General features: G+C 39.9%; 24 protein-coding genes and 1 riboswitch. Of the genes, 13 read left to right on the forward strand and 11 right to left on the reverse strand.

Annotation, left to right across the window (positions count from 1 at the left end):
* Positions 1-5: 5 nt before the first annotated feature.
* From tenA to RDV53_RS02955, 4 genes are read right to left on the reverse strand one after another with little or no spacing between them, the layout of a single operon-like run.
* Positions 6-653 carry a thiaminase II gene (gene tenA / locus RDV53_RS02940; RefSeq protein ID WP_032822370.1) on the reverse strand — a complete coding sequence of 216 codons (648 nt, stop codon included), beginning with the start codon at positions 651-653 and terminating at the stop codon, positions 6-8.
* Positions 654-662: 9 nt separating this feature from the next.
* Positions 663-1,607: an ABC transporter substrate-binding protein gene (locus tag RDV53_RS02945; protein ID WP_005694722.1), complete on the reverse strand. Its 945-nt coding sequence runs from the start codon at positions 1,605-1,607 to the stop codon at positions 663-665.
* Between the two features lie 25 nt (positions 1,608-1,632).
* On the reverse strand, positions 1,633-2,370 hold the full coding sequence (locus tag RDV53_RS02950; protein WP_005694723.1) for an ABC transporter permease: 738 nt from the start codon (positions 2,368-2,370) through the stop codon (positions 1,633-1,635).
* A complete protein-coding gene (locus tag RDV53_RS02955) occupies positions 2,367-3,092 on the reverse strand; it encodes an ABC transporter ATP-binding protein (protein ID WP_005694724.1) in 726 nt (241 codons plus the stop codon). The genes RDV53_RS02950 and RDV53_RS02955 overlap by 4 nt, the downstream gene beginning before the upstream one ends.
* Positions 3,093-3,166: 74 nt before the next feature.
* Positions 3,167-3,258: riboswitch (TPP riboswitch) on the reverse strand.
* Positions 3,259-3,679: 421 nt separating this feature from the next.
* On the opposite strand from RDV53_RS02955, the gene RDV53_RS02960 reads away from it, so the two are divergent.
* On the forward strand, positions 3,680-4,525 hold the full coding sequence (locus RDV53_RS02960) for a 23S rRNA (adenine(2030)-N(6))-methyltransferase RlmJ (protein WP_005694725.1): 846 nt from the start codon (positions 3,680-3,682) through the stop codon (positions 4,523-4,525).
* Between the two features lie 35 nt (positions 4,526-4,560).
* Here the strand turns inward: RDV53_RS02960 and psiE are convergent, their stop codons facing one another.
* From psiE to rpsU, 4 genes are all read right to left on the reverse strand, one after another.
* Positions 4,561-4,977, reverse strand: coding sequence for a phosphate-starvation-inducible protein PsiE (gene psiE / locus RDV53_RS02965; RefSeq protein WP_005694726.1), 417 nt, complete (start codon positions 4,975-4,977; stop codon positions 4,561-4,563).
* A gap of 132 nt (positions 4,978-5,109) precedes the next feature.
* Positions 5,110-6,999 (reverse strand): RNA polymerase sigma factor RpoD, encoded by a 1,890-nt coding sequence (rpoD, locus tag RDV53_RS02970; protein WP_005694728.1) that lies wholly within the window; start codon positions 6,997-6,999, stop codon positions 5,110-5,112.
* A 69-nt stretch (positions 7,000-7,068) separates the two neighbouring features.
* Positions 7,069-8,853, reverse strand: coding sequence for a DNA primase (gene dnaG, locus RDV53_RS02975; protein WP_032822368.1), 1,785 nt, complete (start codon positions 8,851-8,853; stop codon positions 7,069-7,071).
* Between the two features lie 137 nt (positions 8,854-8,990).
* Positions 8,991-9,206 (reverse strand): 30S ribosomal protein S21, encoded by a 216-nt coding sequence (rpsU, locus tag RDV53_RS02980; RefSeq protein ID WP_005694732.1) that lies wholly within the window; start codon positions 9,204-9,206, stop codon positions 8,991-8,993.
* 218 nt (positions 9,207-9,424) lie between these two features.
* Between rpsU and tsaD the strand changes: the two genes are divergently transcribed.
* From tsaD to RDV53_RS03010, 6 genes are all read left to right on the forward strand, one after another.
* Positions 9,425-10,453: a tRNA (adenosine(37)-N6)-threonylcarbamoyltransferase complex transferase subunit TsaD gene (gene tsaD / locus RDV53_RS02985; protein WP_005694733.1), complete on the forward strand. Its 1,029-nt coding sequence runs from the start codon at positions 9,425-9,427 to the stop codon at positions 10,451-10,453.
* A 9-nt stretch (positions 10,454-10,462) separates the two neighbouring features.
* Positions 10,463-10,699 carry a hypothetical protein gene (locus RDV53_RS02990; RefSeq protein WP_005694734.1) on the forward strand — a complete coding sequence of 79 codons (237 nt, stop codon included), beginning with the start codon at positions 10,463-10,465 and terminating at the stop codon, positions 10,697-10,699.
* Complete coding sequence (locus tag RDV53_RS02995; RefSeq protein WP_005694735.1) at positions 10,699-11,280, forward strand: thymidine kinase; 582 nt, start codon at positions 10,699-10,701, stop codon at positions 11,278-11,280. The genes RDV53_RS02990 and RDV53_RS02995 overlap by 1 nt, the downstream gene beginning before the upstream one ends.
* A 36-nt stretch (positions 11,281-11,316) precedes the next feature.
* Positions 11,317-12,537, forward strand: coding sequence for an aromatic amino acid transport family protein (locus tag RDV53_RS03000; RefSeq protein ID WP_005694736.1), 1,221 nt, complete (start codon positions 11,317-11,319; stop codon positions 12,535-12,537).
* Between the two features lie 275 nt (positions 12,538-12,812).
* On the forward strand, positions 12,813-13,199 hold the full coding sequence (locus RDV53_RS03005; protein WP_005694737.1) for a YgiW/YdeI family stress tolerance OB fold protein: 387 nt from the start codon (positions 12,813-12,815) through the stop codon (positions 13,197-13,199).
* Between the two features lie 57 nt (positions 13,200-13,256).
* A complete protein-coding gene (locus RDV53_RS03010) occupies positions 13,257-13,820 on the forward strand; it encodes a hypothetical protein (RefSeq protein WP_032822367.1) in 564 nt (187 codons plus the stop codon).
* 102 nt (positions 13,821-13,922) lie between these two features.
* On the opposite strand, the gene ligA is transcribed toward RDV53_RS03010, so the two are convergent.
* On the reverse strand, positions 13,923-15,926 hold the full coding sequence (gene ligA / locus RDV53_RS03015) for an NAD-dependent DNA ligase LigA (RefSeq protein ID WP_162177821.1): 2,004 nt from the start codon (positions 15,924-15,926) through the stop codon (positions 13,923-13,925).
* Between the two features lie 82 nt (positions 15,927-16,008).
* Positions 16,009-17,043 (reverse strand): cell division protein ZipA, encoded by a 1,035-nt coding sequence (gene zipA / locus RDV53_RS03020; protein WP_005694741.1) that lies wholly within the window; start codon positions 17,041-17,043, stop codon positions 16,009-16,011.
* Positions 17,044-17,212: 169 nt separating this feature from the next.
* Here zipA and cysZ point away from each other — a divergent pair, with 169 nt between their 5' ends.
* The 5 genes from cysZ to RDV53_RS03045 all read left to right on the forward strand — a co-directional run bounded on the left by cysZ (position 17,213) and on the right by RDV53_RS03045 (position 21,545).
* Positions 17,213-18,058, forward strand: a complete 846-nt coding sequence (gene cysZ / locus RDV53_RS03025; protein WP_032822365.1) for a sulfate transporter CysZ — start codon at positions 17,213-17,215, stop codon at positions 18,056-18,058.
* 100 nt (positions 18,059-18,158) lie between these two features.
* Positions 18,159-19,109, forward strand: coding sequence for a cysteine synthase A (gene cysK, locus RDV53_RS03030; RefSeq protein ID WP_005694743.1), 951 nt, complete (start codon positions 18,159-18,161; stop codon positions 19,107-19,109).
* 182 nt (positions 19,110-19,291) lie between these two features.
* Positions 19,292-20,065, forward strand: a complete 774-nt coding sequence (locus tag RDV53_RS03035) for an amino acid ABC transporter substrate-binding protein (RefSeq protein WP_005694744.1) — start codon at positions 19,292-19,294, stop codon at positions 20,063-20,065.
* Positions 20,049-20,765, forward strand: a complete 717-nt coding sequence (locus RDV53_RS03040; protein ID WP_005694746.1) for an amino acid ABC transporter permease — start codon at positions 20,049-20,051, stop codon at positions 20,763-20,765. Before RDV53_RS03035 ends, RDV53_RS03040 begins: the two co-directional genes overlap by 17 nt.
* Before the next feature lie 9 nt (positions 20,766-20,774).
* A complete protein-coding gene (locus RDV53_RS03045; RefSeq protein WP_005694747.1) occupies positions 20,775-21,545 on the forward strand; it encodes an amino acid ABC transporter ATP-binding protein in 771 nt (256 codons plus the stop codon).
* A gap of 72 nt (positions 21,546-21,617) precedes the next feature.
* Here RDV53_RS03045 and RDV53_RS03050 read toward each other — a convergent pair whose 3' ends face one another.
* Positions 21,618-22,361: an MIP/aquaporin family protein gene (locus RDV53_RS03050; RefSeq protein WP_005694749.1), complete on the reverse strand. Its 744-nt coding sequence runs from the start codon at positions 22,359-22,361 to the stop codon at positions 21,618-21,620.
* 372 nt (positions 22,362-22,733) lie between these two features.
* Here RDV53_RS03050 and glpK point away from each other — a divergent pair, with 372 nt between their 5' ends.
* Positions 22,734-24,245: a glycerol kinase GlpK gene (glpK, locus tag RDV53_RS03055; RefSeq protein WP_005694750.1), complete on the forward strand. Its 1,512-nt coding sequence runs from the start codon at positions 22,734-22,736 to the stop codon at positions 24,243-24,245.
* Positions 24,246-24,308: the final 63 nt, after the last annotated feature.

A 24,308-nucleotide genomic window follows, 5' to 3' on the forward strand; every position in this document is an offset into this window, starting at 1 on the left:
CATTTTTATGCTAAATCCAATCCCATTTGCCAAAATCCGATTTCCATTCGAGTGGCAGTGGTAAAAATCTGTTGAATATTAGTTAACTGAGAATCATTAAGTGGCTCACAAAGTGCGGTAAGAAAATCAACCGTTTCTTGTGCCGCTTGTTGATATTCAGGCGATGAATATGCGTCAATCCATGCTTGATAAGGATTGCTTGGTAGTTTTGGATAATTTTCTGTGATGTAGCGGGCGACTTGTGCGTAACCTAAAGCACAAGGCGTAACGGCTGCATATAGCTCTGGTAAGCCGCCCGTCATTCCACAATCAAGCAAGTAGCGTGTATAGGAAATGCATGCCGCACTTTCTGGTGTTTGGAATATTTCCTGCTCACTGATTTTCCATTGACGACAGTAATCCAAATGTAATTGGATTTCTTGGCAAAGAATGTCGAGCGTTTTACGTGGCATTTCCATATCAGTGAAATTTTTTGCCTTGAAGACGCCCAAGGCAAAAGCACGGCTGTAATGGAAAAGATAGATGTAATCTTGTTTTAAATAGTGTTGAAAACAAGCTTTTGGCAAGGTGCCTTTTGCAAGTTGTTGCACAAATTCATGCTCAACATATTGCTTCCAATAAGGTTGCGCTTGCTGAATGAGTTGTTCAATCATCATTTTCCCTTACTGTAATTCGACAGCATAGTCTTTCAATTCAAGTGCTTTTGGAATCAAGCCTTTCTGATGCATAAATTCCGCCATTTGTTGATAACGTTTGGTATCTAATTGGTGAGGTTTGGTTGCTAATAAAGGCAGAGTATCTTTCCATGCTAATTGATTTAATTCCGTATTAAGTTCTTTTGGTTTATAGCTCACAAATGCTTGCCATGCGTCATTTGGGTTGTTTTGTAGGTAGGTTGTAGCTTGTTCAAGTGCGGTCAAAAAATCAGAAATTTTTTTAGAAGCAAGACTGTTTTTGTTAGCCACTAAAATCAATTCATCATAAGCCGGCACACCATATTGTTCTGGGAAAAATGCTAGGCCTTCTTGTTTTTCTAAATGGATCTGATTCAGTTCGAAATTACGGAATGCTCCGATGACAGCATCGACTTGTCCCGTTAAAAGAGAAGGGGAAAGTGACCAATTCACATTTACTAATTTTACGTCTTGATTGCTGAGTCCAATAGAGCGAAGCATTGTGTCGAGCAACACATCTTCAAAACCACTAACTGAATAGCCTACTTTTTTACCTTTCAGATCGGCAAGTGTTTTAATGTTGCTATTTTTAAGTACCACAACACTATTTAATGGGCTGGAAATCAGAGAGCCGACACGCACTAAAGGCAATCCTTCTGCGACTTGTTGATAAAGTTGAGGTTGATAATTAATGGCTAAATCCACTTTTCCTGCTGCAACTAATTTAGGCGGTAATGATGGATCAGCAGGTTCGATAATATCGACGTCTAAGTTATTTTTTTCAAAAAAACCTTTTTGTTGTGCCACGATGATTGCTGCGTGGTCAGGATTCACATACCAATCAAGCATTAAGCTGATTTTCTCTTTTGCTAAGCTGGTAAAACTGGCGGTGAGTCCAATTAAAATACTGAAATAACGGATGATTTTCTTCATTTTTGTCTCCTTGTGTCATGAAGAGTTAAACGTGCCAAATAAAACGGCGTAGTAGCCAATCGATGCTGAAATATAAACAAAGTGAAATTGCCACTAATATCAGCAACGCGGCAAACATTAAATCCACCTGCATACGAGCGTTGGCGTGGATCATTAAATAGCCAAGCCCTTCAGATGAACCCACCCATTCTCCGATTACAGCGCCAATTGGGGCGACAGAAACGGCAATACGAAACCCCGATGCAAATGCGGGTAAAGCGGCTGGTAAACGTACTTTAAGTAATAAACGCCAAGGGGATGGTTTGAATGTTTTGGCGAGATCAATCCAAGCTTGAGGCGTATTGCGTAAGCCATCGTAACAAGCTGCCGTTACAGGGAAATAGATAATGAGAATAGCCATAACAATTTTTGATGGCATTCCATAACCTAGCCAAAGTACGAGTATCGGAGCGATAGCAAAAACAGGAATTGCTTGAGAAATCACTAAAATTGGTAACAGTAAGGACGATGTTTTAGGCGAAAAAGAGAGTAATAGGGCTGATGACAATCCAAAAAGAAAACCCAGTAGCAGCCCTAAGCCAATTTCAATTAAGGTGATTAGTGTATGTTGCCAAAGTAGTTCTGAATGAGAAGTTAATTGCAGCCATACAGCTTGCGGAGAAGGAAATATGTAATGGGGAAAATCACCGAATACACCAATAAGTAGCCAAAGACAAAGCAATATAATTCCAATAAAGAGCGGTTTAAGAAGGCTAAGTTTCATCTTTTTCCCTCTAATAACTCGTTCAATAATTGCTGTTGGAGCATCCACAAATTGTTTTGGTTTAGATCTCGTGGTGCTTTACCTTCAGGTTTTATGACATCGGATAATGCTGATTGATTAGGCTGCGGTGAACGTAATACAAAAATACGTTGGCTTAAGCGTAATGCTTCTTGAGGATCATGGGTAACTAATAACACTGATTTATTTTTTAATAGTTCATAGGCCAAGTTTTGTAATTGGTAACGACTAATCGCATCAAGGGCAGAGAATGGTTCATCAAGTAAAACTAAATCAGCGTTTTGCATTAATACTCGAGCGAGAGCCACTCTTTGTTTTTGCCCTCCAGATAATTGAGCACAGCTTTTATGAAGATGTTCTGACATGCCCACTTGTTCAAGTAATACTTTGGCTTGAATGGTGGTTTTTGCAGATTTATTTCCAAATAGTACGTTTTCTAATTGGACGTTATCAACAATTGAAAGCCAAGGATAAAGGGTATCTTTTTGTGGTAACCATGACACTCGAATATTTGGATGTGAGATGATATTGCCTTGGATTTTCCCTTGTATATCAAGCCCTGCAATTAATCTCAAAAGCGTTGATTTACCTACACCAGAGCAGCCAAGTAAACTGACCCATTCATTCGGTAAAAGGGTTAAATCAAGGTGTTCAAATAGTACTTGCTCTCCAAAAGCAAGACTAAGATCCTGAATATGCACCATAGCATTAACCTAAGGATTAACGACTCAAGGTAACGATATAAAAGGAATGAAAATTGGTATGAAGAATAAGAAAGTATTTTGGCATATTAGTTTCCTACGTCAGTGCTAACTGTTTCAGGTTCACGGGTATCATCTCAGCCACCTTGTGGCACCCCGACTAAAATTTGAAAGGATTTTATATCGCAATTAAGAATAAAACAATAGGAAATGACATTAACTTTAGTTTAGTTTTTTTGTTTAGTCCTCGAGAGTCAATTTAAACAATGAAAATAATAAGTTAAATTATATACTCACTTTTCAAGTGTTATATTCAAATTTCTAGGAATTACATCTTATCTTGTAAAGTAAGACAACAAAAGTATTTATAATAAAAAACTAGATTCTCTATAAGCATATAATATATTATTAACCTTTCAATTTGCTTTCCCATAAGTTGCCGGATCATAAAAAATTCTGTCATCATGAATATCCCCTTGAATTCAAAGCCTTTCAAAGGTTTTAGTGTTTCAAGTGATAATATTTTTTCTACAGAAAAGTTATACCATCATCAATCTTGAGTGTACTTTTCTCATCATAAAGGAGAAACTATGTTAAGTTATCGCCACAGTTTTCATGCTGGCAACCACGCAGATGTGCTTAAACACATTGTATTAATGCTGATTCTAGAAAATCTTTCACTAAAAGAAAAAGGCTTCTACTATCTTGATACCCATTCAGGAGTCGGTCGTTATCGTTTAAGCTCAAATGAATCAGAAAAGACGGGCGAATATAAAGAAGGAATAGGCAGACTTTGGGAAAGAACAGATTTACCCGAAGAAATTACTCGCTATGTGGAAATTATTAAGAAGCTCAATTATGGCGGCAAAGAATTACGCTATTATGCTGGGTCGCCAATGATTGCCGCCCAATTATTGCGTTCACAAGATCGCGCTTTGCTCACCGAATTACATCCGAGCGATTTTCCATTATTGCGCAATAATTTCAAAGAATTTAAGAATATCACCACAAAATCAGAAAATGGTTTCCAACAACTCAAAGCCACGCTTCCACCAAAAGAGCGCCGTGGTTTAGTGCTTATTGATCCACCTTATGAATTAAAAGAAGATTATGATTTGGTGGTGAAAGCGATAGAAGAAGGTTATAAACGCTTTGCGACAGGCACTTATGCCATTTGGTATCCAGTGGTTCTACGCCAACAAACAAAACGCATATTTAAAGGATTAGAAGCGACGGGAATTCGTAAAATATTGAAATTTGAATTGGCAGTTCGCCCTGATAGCGATCAACGTGGTATGACCGCAAGTGGAATGGTGGTGATTAACCCGCCTTGGCAATTAGAACAGCAAATGAAAGCTATTTTGCCTTATTTGACCCAAACTCTTGTCCCTGAAGGTACGGGAAGTTGGACAGTGGAATGGATTGTGCCGGAATAATCCATTCCAAAATCTCGGTCAAAACGACCGCGCTTTTAAATTTTAATTTTATTGGAATACAACACTAAACAAAGTGCAATAACCATAATTAAAATCGCGCCTGCGAATAAGATGGTATCAACGGAGCTCTCATGATTCACGATAATCAGGCGCAACATGGCGGTAATCCCCGCATAAATAAAATATCGCAAAGGAAAGTGATAGCCACTTTTAAAATATTGCACAATAAGACCAATAAAACCGAAATATAAGAAAAACATCACAGCTTGTTCAGCAACATCATAAGGCACTACACTCGATGTATTAAATACCATGATCGCTAACGTATATGTAATTTTAGCTAATGCAATAATCAATACTACAGCTAAAGCAATAAGTGAAAAACTTAATACCACTTTTAATACACCTGTAACCACGCGAGGTAGTTTTTCGAGTTCTTGAGATTCTTCCATAAAGTTCCTTTTTTGTTTTTAAATGAAGAAAGGCGCGTATTTTAAAGGAATGTGATTTCGCGGTAAATAACCAAATTTAATCAAATAAAAAAGGCAGAGATCTCTGCCTTTTCTTTTTATATAAATAAACAATTACTCATCCAAGAAACTTCTTAATGTCTCAGAACGGCTAGGATGACGTAATTTACGCAATGCTTTCGCTTCAATCTGACGAATACGCTCACGAGTTACATCAAATTGTTTACCCACTTCTTCGAGTGTATGGTCGGTATTCATATCAATACCAAAACGCATACGTAATACTTTCGCTTCACGAGGTGTTAAGCCTTCTAACACTTCATGAGTCGCTACTTTTAAGCTTTGTGCGGTTGCAGAATCTAATGGCAATTCAAGAGTTGAATCCTCAATAAAATCACCTAAATGTGAATCATCGTCATCACCGATTGGGGTTTCCATAGAAATAGGTTCTTTCGCGATTTTAAGCACTTTACGGATTTTATCTTCTGGCATCCCCATGCGTTCAGCGAGCTCTTCTGGCGTCGCCTCACGTCCCATTTCTTGTAGCATTTGACGAGAAATACGATTTAATTTGTTAATCGTTTCAATCATATGAACAGGGATACGGATTGTACGCGCTTGATCCGCGATCGAACGAGTAATTGCCTGACGAATCCACCAAGTTGCATAAGTTGAAAATTTATAACCACGACGGTATTCAAATTTATCTACTGCTTTCATCAAACCAATATTCCCTTCTTGAATTAAATCCAAGAATTGCAAACCACGGTTGGTATATTTTTTCGCAATAGAAATGACCAAACGTAAGTTAGCTTCAACCATTTCTTTTTTCGCACGGCGAGCTTTTTGTTCACCACGAGATACCGCATCGCAAATCTCACGCATTTGTTGGATGGTCAGATTAGTATGCTGTTCAATATTCGCTAAATTATCTAAAGATAAACGGATACGCTCTTCATATTTTGGTAAGCGTTTTGCCCAAGCCTTCGTGGATTTTAATGCTTTTGCTACCCACGTATCATTGCTGCCATTAGCAACAATAAGTGCCTCAAATTCATCTTTTGGCATACCCGCAATATCAACTAATACTTTCTGCAGTTGACGCTCTTCTGCACGTACTCGTTTTATCATATTTTTCATTGATAAAACAAGCACATCAAATTGTTTTGGCACTAAACGGAATTGTTTAAAAATATCTGCGAGTTGAGCAATTTGATCTTTTGCACGTTTACCACTACGTCCATGTTTTGCTATAGTCGCCAATGTTTTGGTGTGTTGCTCTCTTAAGGCCGCAAATCTTTCACGAGCAACTTCAGGATCTATGCTATTGTCAGAGTCGCTGTCATCTGAACTTGAGCTGCTATCACTTTCATCTTCCTCATCGCTCTCATCATCAACGTCTACAGCAGATTCAGCACTTTCATCTTCATCGGCAAAATGCTCATCAATATTTGCCGTTTCCTCTTCAGCAATATTTGGGTCAACAAAGCCTGTGATTAAATCAGCTAAGCGATAATTACCCGCTTCAACTTGGTCATAATGATCTAATAATTCAGTTAACGCTTCTGGGTATGCAGCAATTGCTGTCTGAACTTCATCAATCCCTTCTTCAATACGTTTTGCAATGCTGATTTCATCTTCACGGGTAAGAAGATCAACCGTTCCCATTTCACGCATATACATACGCACAGGATCGGTTGTACGGCCGATTTCAGATTCCACATTTGACAAAATCTGTGTTGCTTCTTCCACTGCATCTTCATCCGGAATCGTGTCATTCAACATCATTTCGTCACTTTCCGGCGCTTCATCAAGAACCGGAATACCCGCATCATGCTGTAAAGTCTGCAACAACTTATCGTAATACTCTGGATCGATCACATCTTCCGGAAGTAAGTCATTAATCTCCGCATAGGTTAAATAACCTTGCGTACGACCTAATTCCATAAGCTGTTCAATTTGTTCTGAATATTGCTCTGCGGTAGATTGTTGATTTTGTTCCATTTTTATTCCCGTTTTGCGTTATTTTTGGAAGATAAAAGCCCTTGTTTTGAACAGGAGATTTTACCATTGTTATGACGGATTAACTAACTGTTTTTTCTGCTCTTCTTTTCCCTTGAGCAAATTCACTAAAATTGCTCGTTCTTGGTCAGTTAAGCCTTCCGCCCTTTCTTTTGCAATCAGCATTTCAATGTCACGTTCAATCGCTTGAATATTCAATCGACGATAGTTTTGAGAGAATGCATTAATGATTTCTAAGTCATCTAATAGATGATCCCAAGAGGCTAATATTTCAAGAGGCTTACTGAATTCTGTATCACGAAAATATTCTAAGATTTGCCCCGTTGTAATACCTTCTCTTTCACGACAAAGTGCGGTCAATTTTTCAAGTAATTCATAACCCGCTTCATGCTTTAAGGCTTGCAAACCGACATCCGAAATACGATTTACTAATTGTGAATTCTGTAACAACAGCGAAATCACCACGCGCATTGGCGTTTTCTTAATGGTTTTTTGTGGCGTTTTAGGTTTTGGGGCTGCCTTGTCTATTTGATTTGGTATTAAGCTTTCAAGCTGTGATTGATCAAAGATACCAAGCTTTTGCGCCAACATATTCCGCAATGAAAGACGCAGCATATCACCAGGAATTTGACGAATTAAAGGCACCGCGAGTGCCACTAATTTGCCTCGTCCTTCTTGCGTCGAGAAATCTACTTGTGGACTTAAATGCGCGAATAAGAATTCTGTGAGAGACTGAGCTTGATCAATATATTCTTCAAACTTTTCTTTACCATATTGACGAATATAAGTATCCGGATCTTCTCCATCTGGCAGAAAAATAAACTTGATTTGTCGTCCATCTTCCAGATAAGGCAAAGAGTTTTCAAGTGCGCGCCAAGCGGCATCACGCCCTGCTCTATCACCATCGTAGCAGCAAATGACTTGCTCTGTTGAACGGAACAATAATTGAATTTGCTCTGAAGTCGTTGATGTCCCGAGAGATGCTACTGCATAATCGACACCAAATTGCGCTAATGCCACCACATCCATGTAACCTTCAACCACCAGTAGTTTTTCTGGCTCATCATTGATTTGTAAAGCTTCATATAAACCATAAAGCTCATTACCTTTATGATACGTAATGGTTTCGGGGGAGTTCAAATACTTAGGTTTTTCATCCGTTAAAACACGTCCACCAAAGGCAACTGTTCGACCACGTTTATCCCGAATTGGAAACATAATGCGATTACGGAATTTATCGTACACGTTGCCACGATCGTTGCGAGAAAGCATACCTAAATCGAATAGCTTTTTCTGCTCTTCTCGATTTTTACCGAATTGACGCAACACCGTATCCATCGCATTGGGCACATAACCGATTTGAAAACGCTCGATAATTTCTGGCGATAAACCACGTTGCTGAAGATAGATTTGAGCAGGAATATTTAGCGGGAGTTGAGCTTGATAAAACGACGCAATCTCTTGCATCAAATCGTATAAATTACGTTTTGTTTGATAGCTCACATCCGGTTTATTGCCGAATTGGTTTGGACGTTTTTCATAAGGCACTTCAAGTCCTGCCGAAGCGGCAAGTTCTTCAACAGCTTCAACAAATTCTAATTTGTCATAATCCATTAAAAATGAAATCGCATTGCCTTTCGCGCCACAGCCAAAGCAATAATAGAATTGTTTTTTTTCACTTACTGTGAAGGATGGTGTTTTTTCGTGATGAAACGGACAGCAAGCTTGATAATCTCGTCCCGCTTTTTTGAGTTTCACGCGTGTATTAATCACATCGACAATATTCGATTTTGTGAGCAGATCATCAATAAACTGGCGTGGAATTGAGCATTTCATTGCCTTGCCTCCTTGAATACGATGCGAAAGTGCGGTTGATTTTGCGTGACTTTTTTTCGATGAATTTAAAGCAACAAAACCGTGATACCCAAAAGGTTTCACGGTTTGTCTTAACTCGAGTTAGAAAATACTACAAATTAGTATAAACGGGTATTGCGCGCGTTTTCGCGAGCGTTACGTTTAGCGTGACGTTTAGCAAGTGTTGCTTTTTCACGTTTACGGATTGTAGTTGGTTTTTCATAGAATTCACGAGCGCGAACTTCTGCTAAAATACCAGCTTTTTCGCAAGAGCGTTTGAAACGACGTAAAGCTACGTCGAATGATTCGTTTTCACGTACTTTAATTACAGGCATAAGCCAATCACCTCAATGAGTTTAATTTAATTGCAATTTTAAATTTTTATTACTGCCGAATGAACGGCAAATTCAATAAAGGACGCAATTCTAATCGATCTTCCCTGCAAAAGCAAAGGAAAGATCGCCTATTTGCTGAAAATTTGGCGTTTGAACTGGTTTAAGCGGGCTAAACAAGGTAAAATCTTTGCCAATTTTTTTAATAAAATGAGAATAAAATGCGTATTTTAGGAATCGAAACCTCCTGTGATGAAACAGGTGTCGCAATTTATGATGAAGATAAAGGCTTAATTGCTAATCAGCTCTACACGCAAATTGCCTTGCATGCGGATTACGGCGGTGTGGTGCCAGAGCTAGCTTCCCGCGATCACATTCGCAAAACGGCGCCATTAATTAAAGCTGCATTAGAAGAAGCCAATCTAACTGCTGATCAAATCGATGGTATCGCTTATACAAGCGGTCCGGGTTTAGTGGGTGCGTTATTAGTGGGCGCAACAATTGCTCGTTCACTAGCTTATGCTTGGAATGTGCCCGCTATTGGCGTACATCACATGGAAGGTCATCTACTTGCTCCAATGCTTGATGAAAACCGACCGCACTTTCCATTCATTGCCCTCTTAGTTTCAGGTGGACACACACAATTAGTGCGCGTTGATGGAGTAGGGAAATATGAAGTCATTGGCGAATCCATTGATGATGCGGCAGGCGAAGCCTTTGATAAAACCGCGAAATTATTAGGATTAGATTATCCTGGCGGTGCGGCACTTTCACGTTTAGCCGAAAAAGGATCAAAAGATCGCTTTGTATTCCCTCGACCAATGACGGATCGACCTGGTCTTGATTTTAGCTTTTCAGGTTTAAAAACCTCAGCAGCAAACACCATTAATCAGGCGTTCAAACAAGAAGGTGAATTAACCGAACAAACCAAAGCTGATATTGCCTTTGCCTTCCAAGATTCTGTCGTGGATACACTTGCAATTAAATGCAAACGTGCCTTAAAAGAAACCGGTTATAAGCGTTTAGTCATTGCTGGCGGCGTAAGTGCAAACAAAAAATTACGTGAAACCCTTGGCACAATGATGAAAAATCTTGGTGGTGAAGTATTTTATCCGCAACCTCAATTTTGTACCGATAATGGTGCCATGATTGCCTACACAGGCTTTTTGCGCTTAAAACAAGGTCAGCACAGCGATCTCGCCATTGATGTCAAACCTCGTTGGGCAATGGCCGAACTCCCTGCAATTTAAGGAAAAAATATGGAAAATATGATTAAAGTAAGAGCCATGCGTGCAGCCGGTATCGCTTGTTTTTTGGTGCTCGCGATTATTGGTGCATGGATTTTTACCACGCCAAGCAGTGATATTGTTGACGCTCTTGCTGAAGCAGGAAAAATGGTGGGAGGAGGTGCCACTTACGGGACCTTTATGCTAGCAGCCTGTCCACCTGTTGCAGGATTCATTGCCTATCATTTCTGGAAATGGGTGATTAAATAATGGCAAAACTCTATTTTTACTACTCTACGATGAATGCGGGTAAATCAACCACATTGTTACAGTCTTCCTATAACTATCGTGAACGCAATATGAACACCATGGTTTATACGGCAGCGATTGATGATCGTTTTGGCGCAGGCAAAGTCACGTCACGTATTGGTATTCATGAAGAGGCGAATTTATTTACGTCAACCAGTGACCTTTTTGCTGAAGTGAGTCAACGTTTACAACAAGAAAAAATTCATTGTGTTTTGGTTGACGAAGCCCAGTTTTTAATGAAACAACAGGTGTATCAATTAAGCGATGTTGTAGATAAACTGAAGATTCCTGTGCTTTGTTATGGCTTGCGTACCGACTTCCAGGCTGAGCTATTTGAAGGCAGTAAGTATTTACTTGCTTGGGCAGATCAACTAGAAGAATTAAAAACAATCTGTTATTGTGGGCGTAAAGCCAATTTCGTTTTACGTTTAAATGAACAAGGTGAAGTCATTAAGGAAGGGGAACAAATCCAAATCGGTGGAAATGACTCTTATCTTTCGGTTTGCCGCTATCATTACAAAGAAAAGTGCGGTCAGCTTTAATCTCATTTTTCAATTTTATACTCGGAGGACAATTTTATGCTAAAGAACAAAACATTCGGCAGTGCCTTAATCATTGCAGGCACGACCATCGGAGCCGGGATGCTCGCGATGCCATTAACCTCTGCCGGAATTGGTTTTGGTTACACTGTTTTATTATTAGTCGGCTTATGGGCGCTGTTAGTTTATAGCGGTTTACTTTTTGTTGAAGTCTATCAAACAGCTGATCGCCTGAATGATGGCGTAGCGACTCTCGCTGAAAAATACTTTGGTATCACTGGACGTGTCTTAGCGACTTTTAGCTTGCTCATTTTACTTTACGCCCTTTCTGCGGCCTACATCACCGGAGGCGGTTCATTATTATCTGGTTTACCAACGGCTTTTGGCTTTGAAAGTCTCTCCTCCGAACTTTCAATCATTTTATTTACCGTCGTACTCGGTGCCTTTGTGGTTGTAGGTACAAGAGGCGTTGATGGTGCCACCCGTATTCTGTTCATCGGTAAATTAATTGCCTTTGCTTTTGTGTTGTTCATGATGTTACCAAAAGTATCTGTCGATAACCTGATGGCCTTACCTTTAAATTATGCTTTCGTGATCTCTGCGGCACCAATTTTCTTTACCTCTTTTGGCTTCCACATCATCATGGGTAGCGTAAATAGCTATTTAGATGGTAGTGTCACTCAATTCCGTAAAGCGATTTTAATTGGTACAGCCATTCCACTGATCGCTTATTTGATATGGCAATTAGCGACTCACGGTGTATTAAGCCAAAATGAGTTCGTACAATTGCTCCAAGCAGATCCAACCCTTAACGGCTTAGTCAATGCCACACGTCAAATCACCAATTCCCACATCATGGGCGAAATCGTGCGTGTGTTCTCTGCACTTGCATTAATCACCTCTTTCCTCGGTGTGATGCTAGGCGTGTTTGAAGGTTTAGGCGATTTATTTAAACGTTACAAATTGCCACACAACCGTTTAACACTTACCATTGCAGCCTTTACGCCACCACTTGCATTTGCCTTGTATTATCCTGAAGGCTTTATCGCTGCATTAAGCTATGCGGGTTTACTCTGTGCGTTCTACTGCTTGATTTTACCTATTGGACTAGCATGGAAAACACGTCAAGCAAATCCAAATCTGTCTTATCGTGTAATCGGTGGAAACGTAACCTTAGTGATAGCCTTAGTAATTGGCGTAATCATTATGATCGTACCATTCTTAATTCAAGCAGGTTATTTACCTGCAGTAGCAGGCTAAAGTGCGGTAGATTTCCAGGGCATTTTTCTCATAAAAGTAGGGCTTAAACGCCCTATTTTTTTATTTTCAAAAAATTTTCATTTTTTTTACCTCTCTTAATCTTTCCTTAAGATTCCTTGTTTAAATACACTCATCGAAAGGCAAACAATCCAATCGATAAATAAATCTGAAAAATGTTAATCACTTAAGAAAAGATTAAGATTTGAATGATTTAATACATCTGAAAGCAAAGCTTTCAACTTACTTTATGATTATCTTATTTAGGAGAACAAACTATGAAAAAATTACTTACTGTTGCAGCTATCGCATTATCTTCTGTTGCCGTATATAACACCGCAATAGCACAAGGATTTAATGATGGTCACAAGCACAACACCCAACAAGGTTTTGTCGATGAAAGTGTTATTGTAAAAACCGTTGATGATGCATTAAATGCCAATGATGATACTCCAGTTCGTTTAGACGGACAAATTGTAAAACAAATTGGTAAAAAGGATTTCTTATTTAAAGACGCAAGTGGAAAAGAAATTCAAATTGAAGTCAGCAAAAAAGCATGGAATGGTGAAACGATAGCACCTCAAGATAACATTCAAATTATTGGTAAAGTCGATAAAGAATGGAATAAAACAGAAGTGGATGTGAAACAAATCATCAAAAAATAAGTAACAAAATGACCGCACTTTTCTTAAGTGCGGTTAAAAATCCCAAAGGAGAAGAAAATGGAAAACGTACAAACAATGTCAGATCTTATGCAGCAAATTCAACAACGAATTGATTCAATAAAAGCCTCTGCCATGCAGCAACAAACAGAAATGAAACAGTCATTAAATGAATGTATTGAGCAAAGTGAAGCCATTCAAAATCAATTAGTTCAAAGCCAACAGCAATTAACATCACAATTGGAATACGGCACGGCAGTATTAATTGAACTGGAACAAGGGTTACAGCTAGATTTCAGTACAGAAATCGCCGAATTTGAACAGTTGTGTCAAAATGAAACCGCCGATACGACAGAATTAACGCAACGATTGGAACAGCATGTACAGGAAAAAATCACGTTCCAATTAAACGAATTAAAAGCCAAAACAGGTATAGCCTTACAAGAGATTGGTCAGGTGACACTCCATATTAAGCAGTTATTTGGGGCAGAAAAAAGTGCTAAAGTGAAAGGGTTGGCAAAATTAAAACAACGTTTATATAAACGTTTTGGTAAACAGATTATTGCTTCAAAAGAATGCTTGGCAAAACAACTGGAACGTGGAGCCAGTAAATTAAGAGCTTAAAATGTCCGCTATCGTTTATTAAGAAGAAAAGTTAAACCGCACTTAATCTTGAGATGAGATGAAGTGCGGTCATTTTTTTAGTTTTTTTTTCGATTGAGACGGTTAAATCTGAGCCAAAAATTCTTCTTCCGTTAGAACGGTAACACCTAATTCTTGTGCTTTTGTGAGCTTAGAACCCGCCGCATCACCGGCAATCACAAAATCTGTTTTTGCTGAAACAGAGCCGCTCACTTTCGCGCCCATATCTTGTAATAACGCTTTGGCTTCATTACGTCCCATTTGAGTTAAGGTTCCCGTTAACACCACTGTTTTACCTTTAAAGCGGTTTTCTGCCACTTCTTTGGTTTCTACGGTTTCCCAACGTACACCTTGAGCGATTAAATCATTCACCACTGCCACATTATGTGGTTCATGCCAAAATGCTAAAATACGATTAGCCACCACTTCGCCCACATCAGGCACTTGCTGTAAGGCTTCTAAATCTGCATTTTGCAAGGCTTCCAGGGTTTTAAAATGATTCGCTAAATTCAATGCTGTTGCTTCACCCACTTCACGAATCCCTAAAGCAAAAATAAAACGTGCTAACGTCGTATTTTTTGCTTTTTCAAGGCTCGCTAAGGCATTTTCAGCTGATTTTGCGCCCATTCTTTCTAAACGAGTCAATGTGGTTAAATCTAACTTAAATAAATCGGCGGGTGTATGAACTAATTCACGATCCACCAATTGTTCGATTAATTTTCCCCCTACGCCATCAATATCCATGGCCTTGCGAGAAACAAAATGTTTAAGCGCTTCTTTACGCTGTGCGGCACAGAATAAACCACCCGTACAACGCGCTACCGCTTCGCCTTCAATACGAACAATGGCCGAATCACATACCGGACAAGTTTTAGGGAAAACAATCGGTCTCGCATCCGCTGGACGACGATCGTGCAATACACCGATAATTTGAGGGATCACATCTCCCGCACGGCGAATCACTACCGTATCGCCAATAGCAATATCCAAGCGTTCAATTTCATCACCATTATGCAATGTGGCGTTACTCACCGTGACACCAGCCACAAATACCGGTTCCAATTTAGCCACAGGGGTAATCGCCCCTGTTCTACCCACTTGGAATTCCACATCATTTAGGCGAGTTAATTCCTCTTGTGCAGGGAATTTATAAGCAATTGCCCAACGCGGTGCTTTTGAGATAAAACCTAATTTCTCTTGTAACGCAATATCATTGATTTTCAGTACGGTACCATCAATATCGTAGCCAAGAGCACTGCGTTTATTTTGAATATCACGATAAAAATCCAACACTTCATCTGTGCCGTTACATAAACGGATTTCTGGGTTTACCGGAATCCCAATAGACTTCAGCCATTGCAAACGATCATAATGCGTATTCGGCAAATCTACCCCTTCCGCAATGCCAATACCATAAGCATTCAATACCAATGGACGTTTACTCGTAATTTTCGGATCGAGCTGGCGCAACGATCCCGCCGCTGCATTACGCGGGTTAGCAAAGGTTTTCTCACCTTTCTCTAACGCCTGTTGATTTAAACGCTCAAAGCCCGCGTGTGGCATAAACACTTCACCACGCACTTCTAAACGAGCTGGCGGATTGTCCATTAAAAGCTGCAACGGAATATTTCGAATCGTACGGATATTCGCGGTAATATCTTCCCCTGTTGCCCCATCACCACGGGTTGCCGCTTGAGTCAGTATGCCATTTACATACAAAATACTCACCGCTAAACCATCTAACTTAGGTTCACAGCAGAAAGTAAGGGGTTCTGGCAAACGAATAAGACGATCTTCAATGCGTTTTACGAATGCATAAAACTCTTCGTCTGAGAAAGCATTATCCAAAGAGAGCATCGGAATCTCATGACGAATCTGGGCAAAACCTGAAAGCGGTTTTGCGCCCACACGTTGAGTAGGTGAATCTGCCGTAATGAGTTCCGGATGAGCGGCTTCTAAAGCTTTAAGTTGGTGAAATAAACGGTCATATTCTGCATCCGGAATGGTTGGGTTATCCAACACGTGATATTCATATTCATAACGACGAAGATCATGACGTAATGTATCAATTTGTTGCTGAAGGCTCATAATGTTCTCTAACGGTTTACTCATTGAATTAAAATGGGCGAACCATCGGCTCGCCCAAAGTGCGGTTATTTTTTCGTGCGTTTTATGCGATGCGAGATAAATAATCTTGCTCAGCTACATCATCAAAAATTTCTTGTTGATCGGTCAACACTACACCACCTAAATCTTCTGCGATGGTTTTCGCTGCGCGAATCATCATGCGTAAATTTGCCAAATTATTACCTGGTGATGGTAGCTGCATAAAGAGCACTACGCCCATGGTTGAAAACTCTGCCATATTGTAATAATCAAACGTACCGGGCTGTTCAATGTTTGCCACACTAAATAACACTGGGCTTGCCACACTTAAATCAAAGTGGCGGTGATACATTTGACGCTCGCCAAAAATGAATCCCAAGTTTTCTAAAGATTGAGATAATTGTGGACCATAGAATTCACGATTTTGATTTGAAATCACATAAAGTTGAACAAAACCGGTGGTTTGTTTTGGTTTTTCAACTTCTACCGGTTCGTGATAGTTAAAATGCACATTCTCGTGAGTGAGTTCTTGATGTGGGTTTAATGACATCTCGGCTAACTGCTCACGCAATTCAGGCGAAGAAGAATTCACACCATCAAAATCACTGCTTTGTGCTTCTAATTCTTCGATTGTCATCTCTGCCACACGTGGTTTCGGTTGTACATTCGTTTCAGGATAAACCACAGGTTCAGGCTGTGGCGCAGGAGCAGGTTGCGCCGTATTCATCTCATAAACTGGCTGATTTGGTAAGGAGATTTTAATATCATCCACACTTTTTTCTATTTGACGCGCATCAACTTGAGCATGTTGCTCATCAAAATTTAATTGTTGTTGGCTTGCCGCCTGAGGTGTCACTTTAGGTTGAACATTTTGTTGTACAGGCTGTGCCGCTTGAGCACGATGTGTTAAACGAATATCCGCATTAGGATCAGCGGCTTGCGAAAAAGAATTGACCTCCCCACTTTTAGAAGTGCGGTTAAATGTATTCGCACTTTTAAAATATTTTGATTTCTCACGACGATTTGACCATAATCCGTGTACCACTAAGGCAATTAAAGCAATCACCCCTAGAATGATCAAAATGGTATTTAAGTCCATGCTTGTTGCTCCTTAACGCAATGATTTTTGCTGATCCTATCACATTTCGACAGGTGAAAAAATAGAAAAGCAAACAAGATATTAAAAGGGATGAGATGGAATTTTCCTCAAAAAATATTGTCTTTCTGTGACGTTTTGTATTTTTACTTTTCAATTTAAAGGAACAATGATGATCGATCAAAATGAAATAAAATCTGCTTTCAATCATTTCGTGATGGGTTGGCATTTCATTACGCAAAAAGGTCTCCGACGTTTTGTGATTATGCCAATTCTACTGAATATCGTCCTGCTTACAGGCTTATTTTGGTTATTTGTTTCTCAAATCTCCACAATGATCGACTGGGTAATGAGCTTTATTCCTGATTGGTTAAGCTTTTTAAGTGTGATTTTGCTCGTGCTGTCTATTGGCTCAATTCTCTTATTTTTCTATTTTGCCTTTACGACACTTTCAGGCTTTATTGCCGCACCGTTTAATGGATTATTAGCAGAAAAAGTCGAAAAAATGCTGACCGGTGAAGCCGTTAATAATGATGGTTTTGCCGAAATTATGAAAGATGTGCCGCGTATGTTGAACCGAGAATGGCAAAAACTATGGTACAGCTTACCGAAATTTGTGGGCTTGTTCTTATTGAGTTTTATCCCAGTTATTGGGCAAACCATTATTCCTGTGCTGACATTCTTATTTACCTGTTGGATGATGGCGATTCAGTACTGTGACTACCCGTTTGATAACCATAAAATTTCTTTTGGCATTATGAAAAATGCGTTAGGCGAAAGACGTTCTCAAAGCCTGACATTCGGGGCATTAATTACTCTTTGTACCGCATTGCCACTTGTGAATTTAGTGATTATTCCTGTGGCGGTCTGTGGTGCAACCGTAATGTGGGTGGAAAATTATCGCTCACAATTAAAATTTGATATGAATTTTGACCGCACTTCAGGTTCAACACAAATTGTGACACGTTCTACGAGTACAGAAATTAAGCCTTCAGAAAATAACATCGTGAATAAATAGCATTTAGTTATAAAATATAGCTATTAACTATTTTTTTTATATAAAAGCCGGTGTTATAACTACTGCATCAATTAATTCAACAATATAAAAGGACAGTAAAATGACAATTTATGCAGATAACTCATACTCAATCGGTAATACGCCATTAGTTCGTTTAAAACACTTCGGACACAATGGTAACGTTGTCGTAAAAATTGAAGGTCGTAACCCAAGCTTTAGCGTGAAATGCCGTATTGGTGCCAATATGATTTGGCAAGCAGAAAAAGACGGCATTTTAACCGCGGGTAAAGAAATTGTAGATGCAACCAGCGGTAACACAGGTATTGCTTTAGCTTATGTAGCAGCAGCACGCGGTTATAAAATCACCTTAACCATGCCTGAAACCATGAGCCTTGAACGTAAACGTTTATTACGTGGTTTAGGCGTGAATCTCGTGCTTACTGAAGGTTCAAAAGGGATGAAAGGTGCGATCGCTAAAGCAGAAGAAATTGTGGCGTCTAACCCAAATCATTATGTGATGCTAAAACAATTTGAAAACCCGGCTAACCCGGACATTCACCGTCAAACCACTGGTGAAGAAATCTGGAAAGATACGGAAGGTAAAGTTGATGTTGTGGTTGCAGGTGTGGGTACCGGCGGTACAATTACCGGTATTTCTCGTGCGATCAAATTAGATCACGGTAAAAAAATTACCTCTGTGGCGGTTGAACCAACAGAATCACCTGTTATTAGCCAAACCCTTGCAGGCCAAGAAGTGAAACCAGGCCCACACAAAATTCAAGGTATCGGTGCGGGCTTCATTCCGAAAAACTTAGATTTATCATTAATCGATCGTGTGGAAACTGTAGATAGCGATACGGCAATTGCGACCGCTCGTCGCTTAATGGCTGAAGAAGGCATTCTTGCGGGTATTTCTTCAGGTGCTGCAGTGGCAGCGGCTGACCGCTTAGCAAAACTACCTGAATTCCAAGATAAATTAATCGTTGCAATCCTACCTTCTGCATCAGAACGTTATTTAAGTACAGCATTATTCGAAGGTATTGAAGCTTAATCTATTGATTGAATTCATTTTATCTAAGGTCTGTTTTTACAGACCTTTTTTGTTTATTAATTAAACAACTTTTATTTGATATAACGAAAAGAAATAATTCATAAATAAATAATACTTTTCTTTTCTTTTTCGCTTCTTATAATTCATTTCACTTTCGTTATTTATCTAAAAAAGGAATACTTATGAAAAAATCATTTTTTAGCACCGCACTTTTAGCGGCAGGATTAGCCCTTTCTACTTTTGCTAACGCCGGTGAAATTGCTGATCGCGTTGAACAAACTAAAACCTTATTAGTCGGTACTGAGGGAACCTACGCACCATTTACTTTCCACGACAAAGATGGCAAGTTAACAGGTTTCGATGTGGAAATTATCGAAAAAGTGGCACAAAAATTAGGTTGGAAAGTTGAATTTAAAGAAACCGCTTGGGACGGCATGTATGCAGGTTTAAATGCAAAACGCTTTGATGTTATTGCGAACCAAACCAATCCAAGCCCAGAACGTTTAAAAAAATATGATTACAGTGCACCTTATAACTACTCTGCTGGCGTAATCGTGACGAAAGCTGATAACGATAGCATTAAATCATTCCCTGATTTAAAAGGTAAAAAATCTGCACAATCTGCAACCAGTAACTGGAGCAAAGATGCGCGTGATAATGGTGCAATTATCGTGACTGTAGATAGCTTGGCGCAAAACCTTGAAGCGGTAAAACAAGGTCGTGTTGATGCAACAGTAAACGATAAGCTTGCGGTGTTAGATTACTTCAAAAAACAACCTAATGCAGGCTTAAAAATTGCTGTAGAAAGTGATAAGAAAATCCCAACCGGTTTTGCTTTCTTGAAAGGTGAAGAACCGCTTATTGCAAAAGTGAACCAAGCACTTGAAGAACTACGCAAAGACGGAACTTTAAAACAACTTTCAATCAAATGGTTTGGCGATGACATTACTCAATAATTGGTTAGCCAGCCTTCCATTTATGACCGCAGAACGAGCTGATTATGTAATCAGCTCGTTTTGGCCTATGATGGAAGGGGCAATTTTATATACGATCCCCCTTGCGGTCATTTCCTTCTTTTGCGGTTTATTCATTGCAGTTATCGTGGCTGTGATTTGCACATTGCCACATCCCAATTTAATGACCAAAATTCTGCAGGGCATTTGTCGCACCTATATTTCAATTATTCGCGGCACGCCAATGTTGGTGCAAATCTTCATTATTTTCTATGGTTTACCTGAAGTCGGTATCAAACTGGAACCTTTCCCGACCGCAATTATTGCATTCTCCATTAACATTGGTGCTTATGCCGCTGAAACCGTGCGAGCCTCTATTCTTGCGATACCTAAAGGTCAATGGGAAGCCTCTTATGCGATAGGCATGAATTACACACAAGCTTTCGTACGCACCATTATGCCGCAAGCTTTACATATTTCCGTCCCTTCGCTATCAAATACATTTATTAGCACAGTGAAAGATACATCCCTTGCTTCACTCGTTTGGATCGCTGAATTATTCCGTGTGGCACAAAACATCACAGCTGAAAACTACGAATTTATTTTAATTTATAGTGAAGCGGCTCTCATTTATTGGGTATTCTGTTTTGTGCTGTCGATAGGGCAAACCCGCTTAGAAAAACGCCTTTCTCGCCATTTATAAGGACTGGTTATGTTAAAAGTCACGAATATTCAGAAAAGTTTTAATGGCCACCATGTATTAAAAGGCATTGATTTTGAAATTAATAAAGGCGAAGTGGTTGCCATTCTGGGTCCATCAGGTTCAGGCAAGACGACTTTTTTACGCTGTTTAAATTTGCTCGAACGTCCGGAAAAAGGAGTATTAGCATTTACTGATGGAAACTTAACCATTGATTTCAGTAAAAAAATCAGCAAAGCCGATGAACTAAAATTGCGTCGTCGTTCTTCAATGGTATTCCAACAATACAATCTATTTCCCCATCGCACAGCTCTCGAAAATGTGATGGAAGGCATGGTAGTTGTGCAAAAACAAGCGAAAGAGATTGCGCGTGAAAAAGCCTTAGCATTATTGGAAAAAATTGGTTTAAAAGCAAAAGCGGATTTATATCCCTCTCAACTTTCTGGTGGTCAACAGCAACGTGTCGGGATCGCCCGTGCTTTAGCCGTTAAACCCGATATTATCTTGTTAGATGAGCCTACTTCCGCTCTTGACCCTGAACTCGTCGGTGAAGTGTTACAAGCACTCAAAATGCTCGCACAAGAAGGTTGGACAATGATTATCGTCACCCATGAATTGAATTTTGCCAAAGATGTGGCAGATCGCGTGATTCTCATGGAAAATGGTCAGGTAGTTGAACAAAATACCGCGGCTGAATTCTTCAGTCATCCACAGCAAGAACGCACCAAACAATTCTTATTGCAAGCTAAAATGCCAATGGAATTCGAAGATTATTGTATTTAATCAAACCTCTAAATATAAAAAGAGCGGTCAAAAAACATCATGAATTTTGACCGCTCTTTCTATTTGAATAAATTACATAATGGCATTATAGAATACCGCTGCTAAAGCCGCCCCGATAAATGGCCCTATAACCGGAACCCAACTGTATCCCCAGTCAGCTTTAGTTTTTAATGTACCACCCAAGAAAAGACCTAAGGTTAAACGCGGACCAAGATCTCGAGCAGGGTTGATCGCATAACCGGTTGTTCCACCTAAGCTCAAACCAATTGCCCAAACTAAAATCGCTACTGGTAATGCCCCGATAGAACCTAAACCAATTGGCGTGCTTTCTGCTGTGCCAGGTAAAGTGATATTTGCCCCCGCAAGATAGAAAATCACGAAAACAAGCACGAAGGTACCAACAATTTCGTTTACTAAGTTGATTGGATAGTTACGAATTGCAGGTTCGGTACAGAAACAAGCGCGTTTTAAGCCCTCTTCTTCGGTGGCTGCAAAGTGATCTTTATAGGTAATGTAAACCAACAACGCACCAAGCATGCCGCCCACCACTTGTGCCGCAATGTAGCCAGGTACCAGTTCCCAAGAAAATGCACCTTTCATTGCCACGCCAAGTGTTACCGCAGGATTTAAGTGTGCCCCACTATAAGGACCTGTCACAACAACCGCCACATACACCGCAAATGCCCACGCGGTAGTAATCACAATCCAACCAGAACTTTGCCCTTTCGTTTTATTTAAACATACGTTGGCTACCACACCGTTACCTAACAGGATTAAGAGTGCTGTGCCAAAAAATTCTGCAAAATAGGCATTCATAAGAGAATCTCCAAATAATGATTAACTTAATGATTTCATTGAAGAAATCTTGCTTTGCAATTCGTTTCGTTGTTTGATCAAATATTGAGATACTCAAAGTGAGTGGCTTCATTATCTAGTTTTAACCAATTAATTCAATAGATAAAATCGATCTATTTTCTAAAAATGAGAGAGCGATCACATTATTTTGTGCGTTAACGCAATCGTTTACATATTTTCGGGGCGAAATCTGTGATGCTAATCACAAAACCCAACATTGCTTGTTCCAATTAGATTCGAATTCAATTAAGTTAGGTTCGCAATTTGTTCGTTTAAGCTCAAAATTTCTTCATTCATTTAATGAGAGTGCCAAGCACTCTAAGGAATAGCACCATGACAGACAAGAAATACATCATCGCGTTGGACCAAGGTACCACAAGCTCTCGTGCAGTATTATTAGATCACAATGCGAATGTTGTCGAAATCGCCCAACGTGAATTTACACAAATTTATCCACGCGCAGGCTGGGTGGAACATAATCCAATGGAAATTTGGGCAACACAAAGTTCAACATTAAACGAAGTGGTTGCAAAAGCAGGCATTACCTCAGATGAAATTGCAGCAATTGGTATTACTAACCAACGTGAAACCACCATCGTGTGGGAAAAAGCAACCGGCACACCGGTTTATAACGCGATAGTGTGGCAATGTCGTCGTACTGCAGATATTACAGACAAACTTAAAGCGGATGGTCACGAAGAATATATCCGCAACACCACGGGGTTAGTGGTAGACCCATACTTCTCCGGTACAAAAGTGAAATGGATTTTAGACAATGTAGAAGGTGCTCGTGAAAAAGCGGAACGCGGCGAGCTTCTATTTGGTACCGTGGATACCTGGCTTGTGTGGAAATTAACCCAAGGCCGTGTTCACGTAACGGATTACACCAACGCCTCCCGTACCATGTTATTTAACATCCATACGAAAAAATGGGATGACAAAATGTTGGAATTATTAAATATTCCACGCTCTATGCTGCCTGAAGTACGCAATTCTTCCGAAGTGTATGGCCAAACCAACATCGGGGGTAAAGGCGGTGTACGCATTCCAGTTGCAGGTATCGCGGGTGACCAACAAGCAGCACTTTACGGCCATCTATGCACACGCGCAGGTCAAGCGAAAAATACCTATGGTACAGGCTGCTTTATGTTGCTTCACACCGGTGATAAAGCCATTACCTCTAAAAATGGCCTATTAACCACCATCGCGTGTAACGCCAAAGGTGAACCTGAATACGCGCTTGAAGGTTCTGTCTTTATCGCTGGCGCATCAATCCAATGGTTACGTGATGAACTCAAAATCGTACATGACAGCCACGACTCCGAATACTTCGCACAAAAAGTCCCAGATAGCAATGGCGTGTACGTTGTTCCGGCCTTCACTGGTTTAGGCGCACCATATTGGGATCCATATGCACGCGGTGCAATTTTTGGTCTTTCTCGTGGTTCTAACCGCAACCATATTGTACGCGCAACCCTTGAATCTATTGCTTACCAAACCCGTGACGTATTAGAAGCAATGCAATCTGACTCTGGACAACGCTTACAATATTTACGTGTCGATGGCGGCGCAACCAACAACAACTTCTTAATGCAATTCCAAGCAGATATTTTAGATGTGAACGTAGAACGTCCAGTGGTGAAAGAAGTGACTGCACTTGGTGCGGCTTACCTTGCAGGTCTTGCAGTTGGTTTCTGGAAAGATTTAGACGAGCTTCACGACAAAGCCCGTGTAGAACGAACCTTTACACCAGATAATGATGAAGAAAAACGTGAACGTCGTTATAAAGGTTGGAAAAAAGCCGTTAAACGCTCATTAGAATGGGCAAAAGAAGACGCAGAATAATCCTTTCTAATCCATAATAAAGTGCGGTCAAAATCACTTGTGTTTTTGACCGCACTTTTATTT

Source organism: Haemophilus parainfluenzae ATCC 33392, from assembly GCF_031191205.1.
GTDB lineage: Bacteria > Pseudomonadota > Gammaproteobacteria > Enterobacterales > Pasteurellaceae > Haemophilus_D > Haemophilus_D parainfluenzae.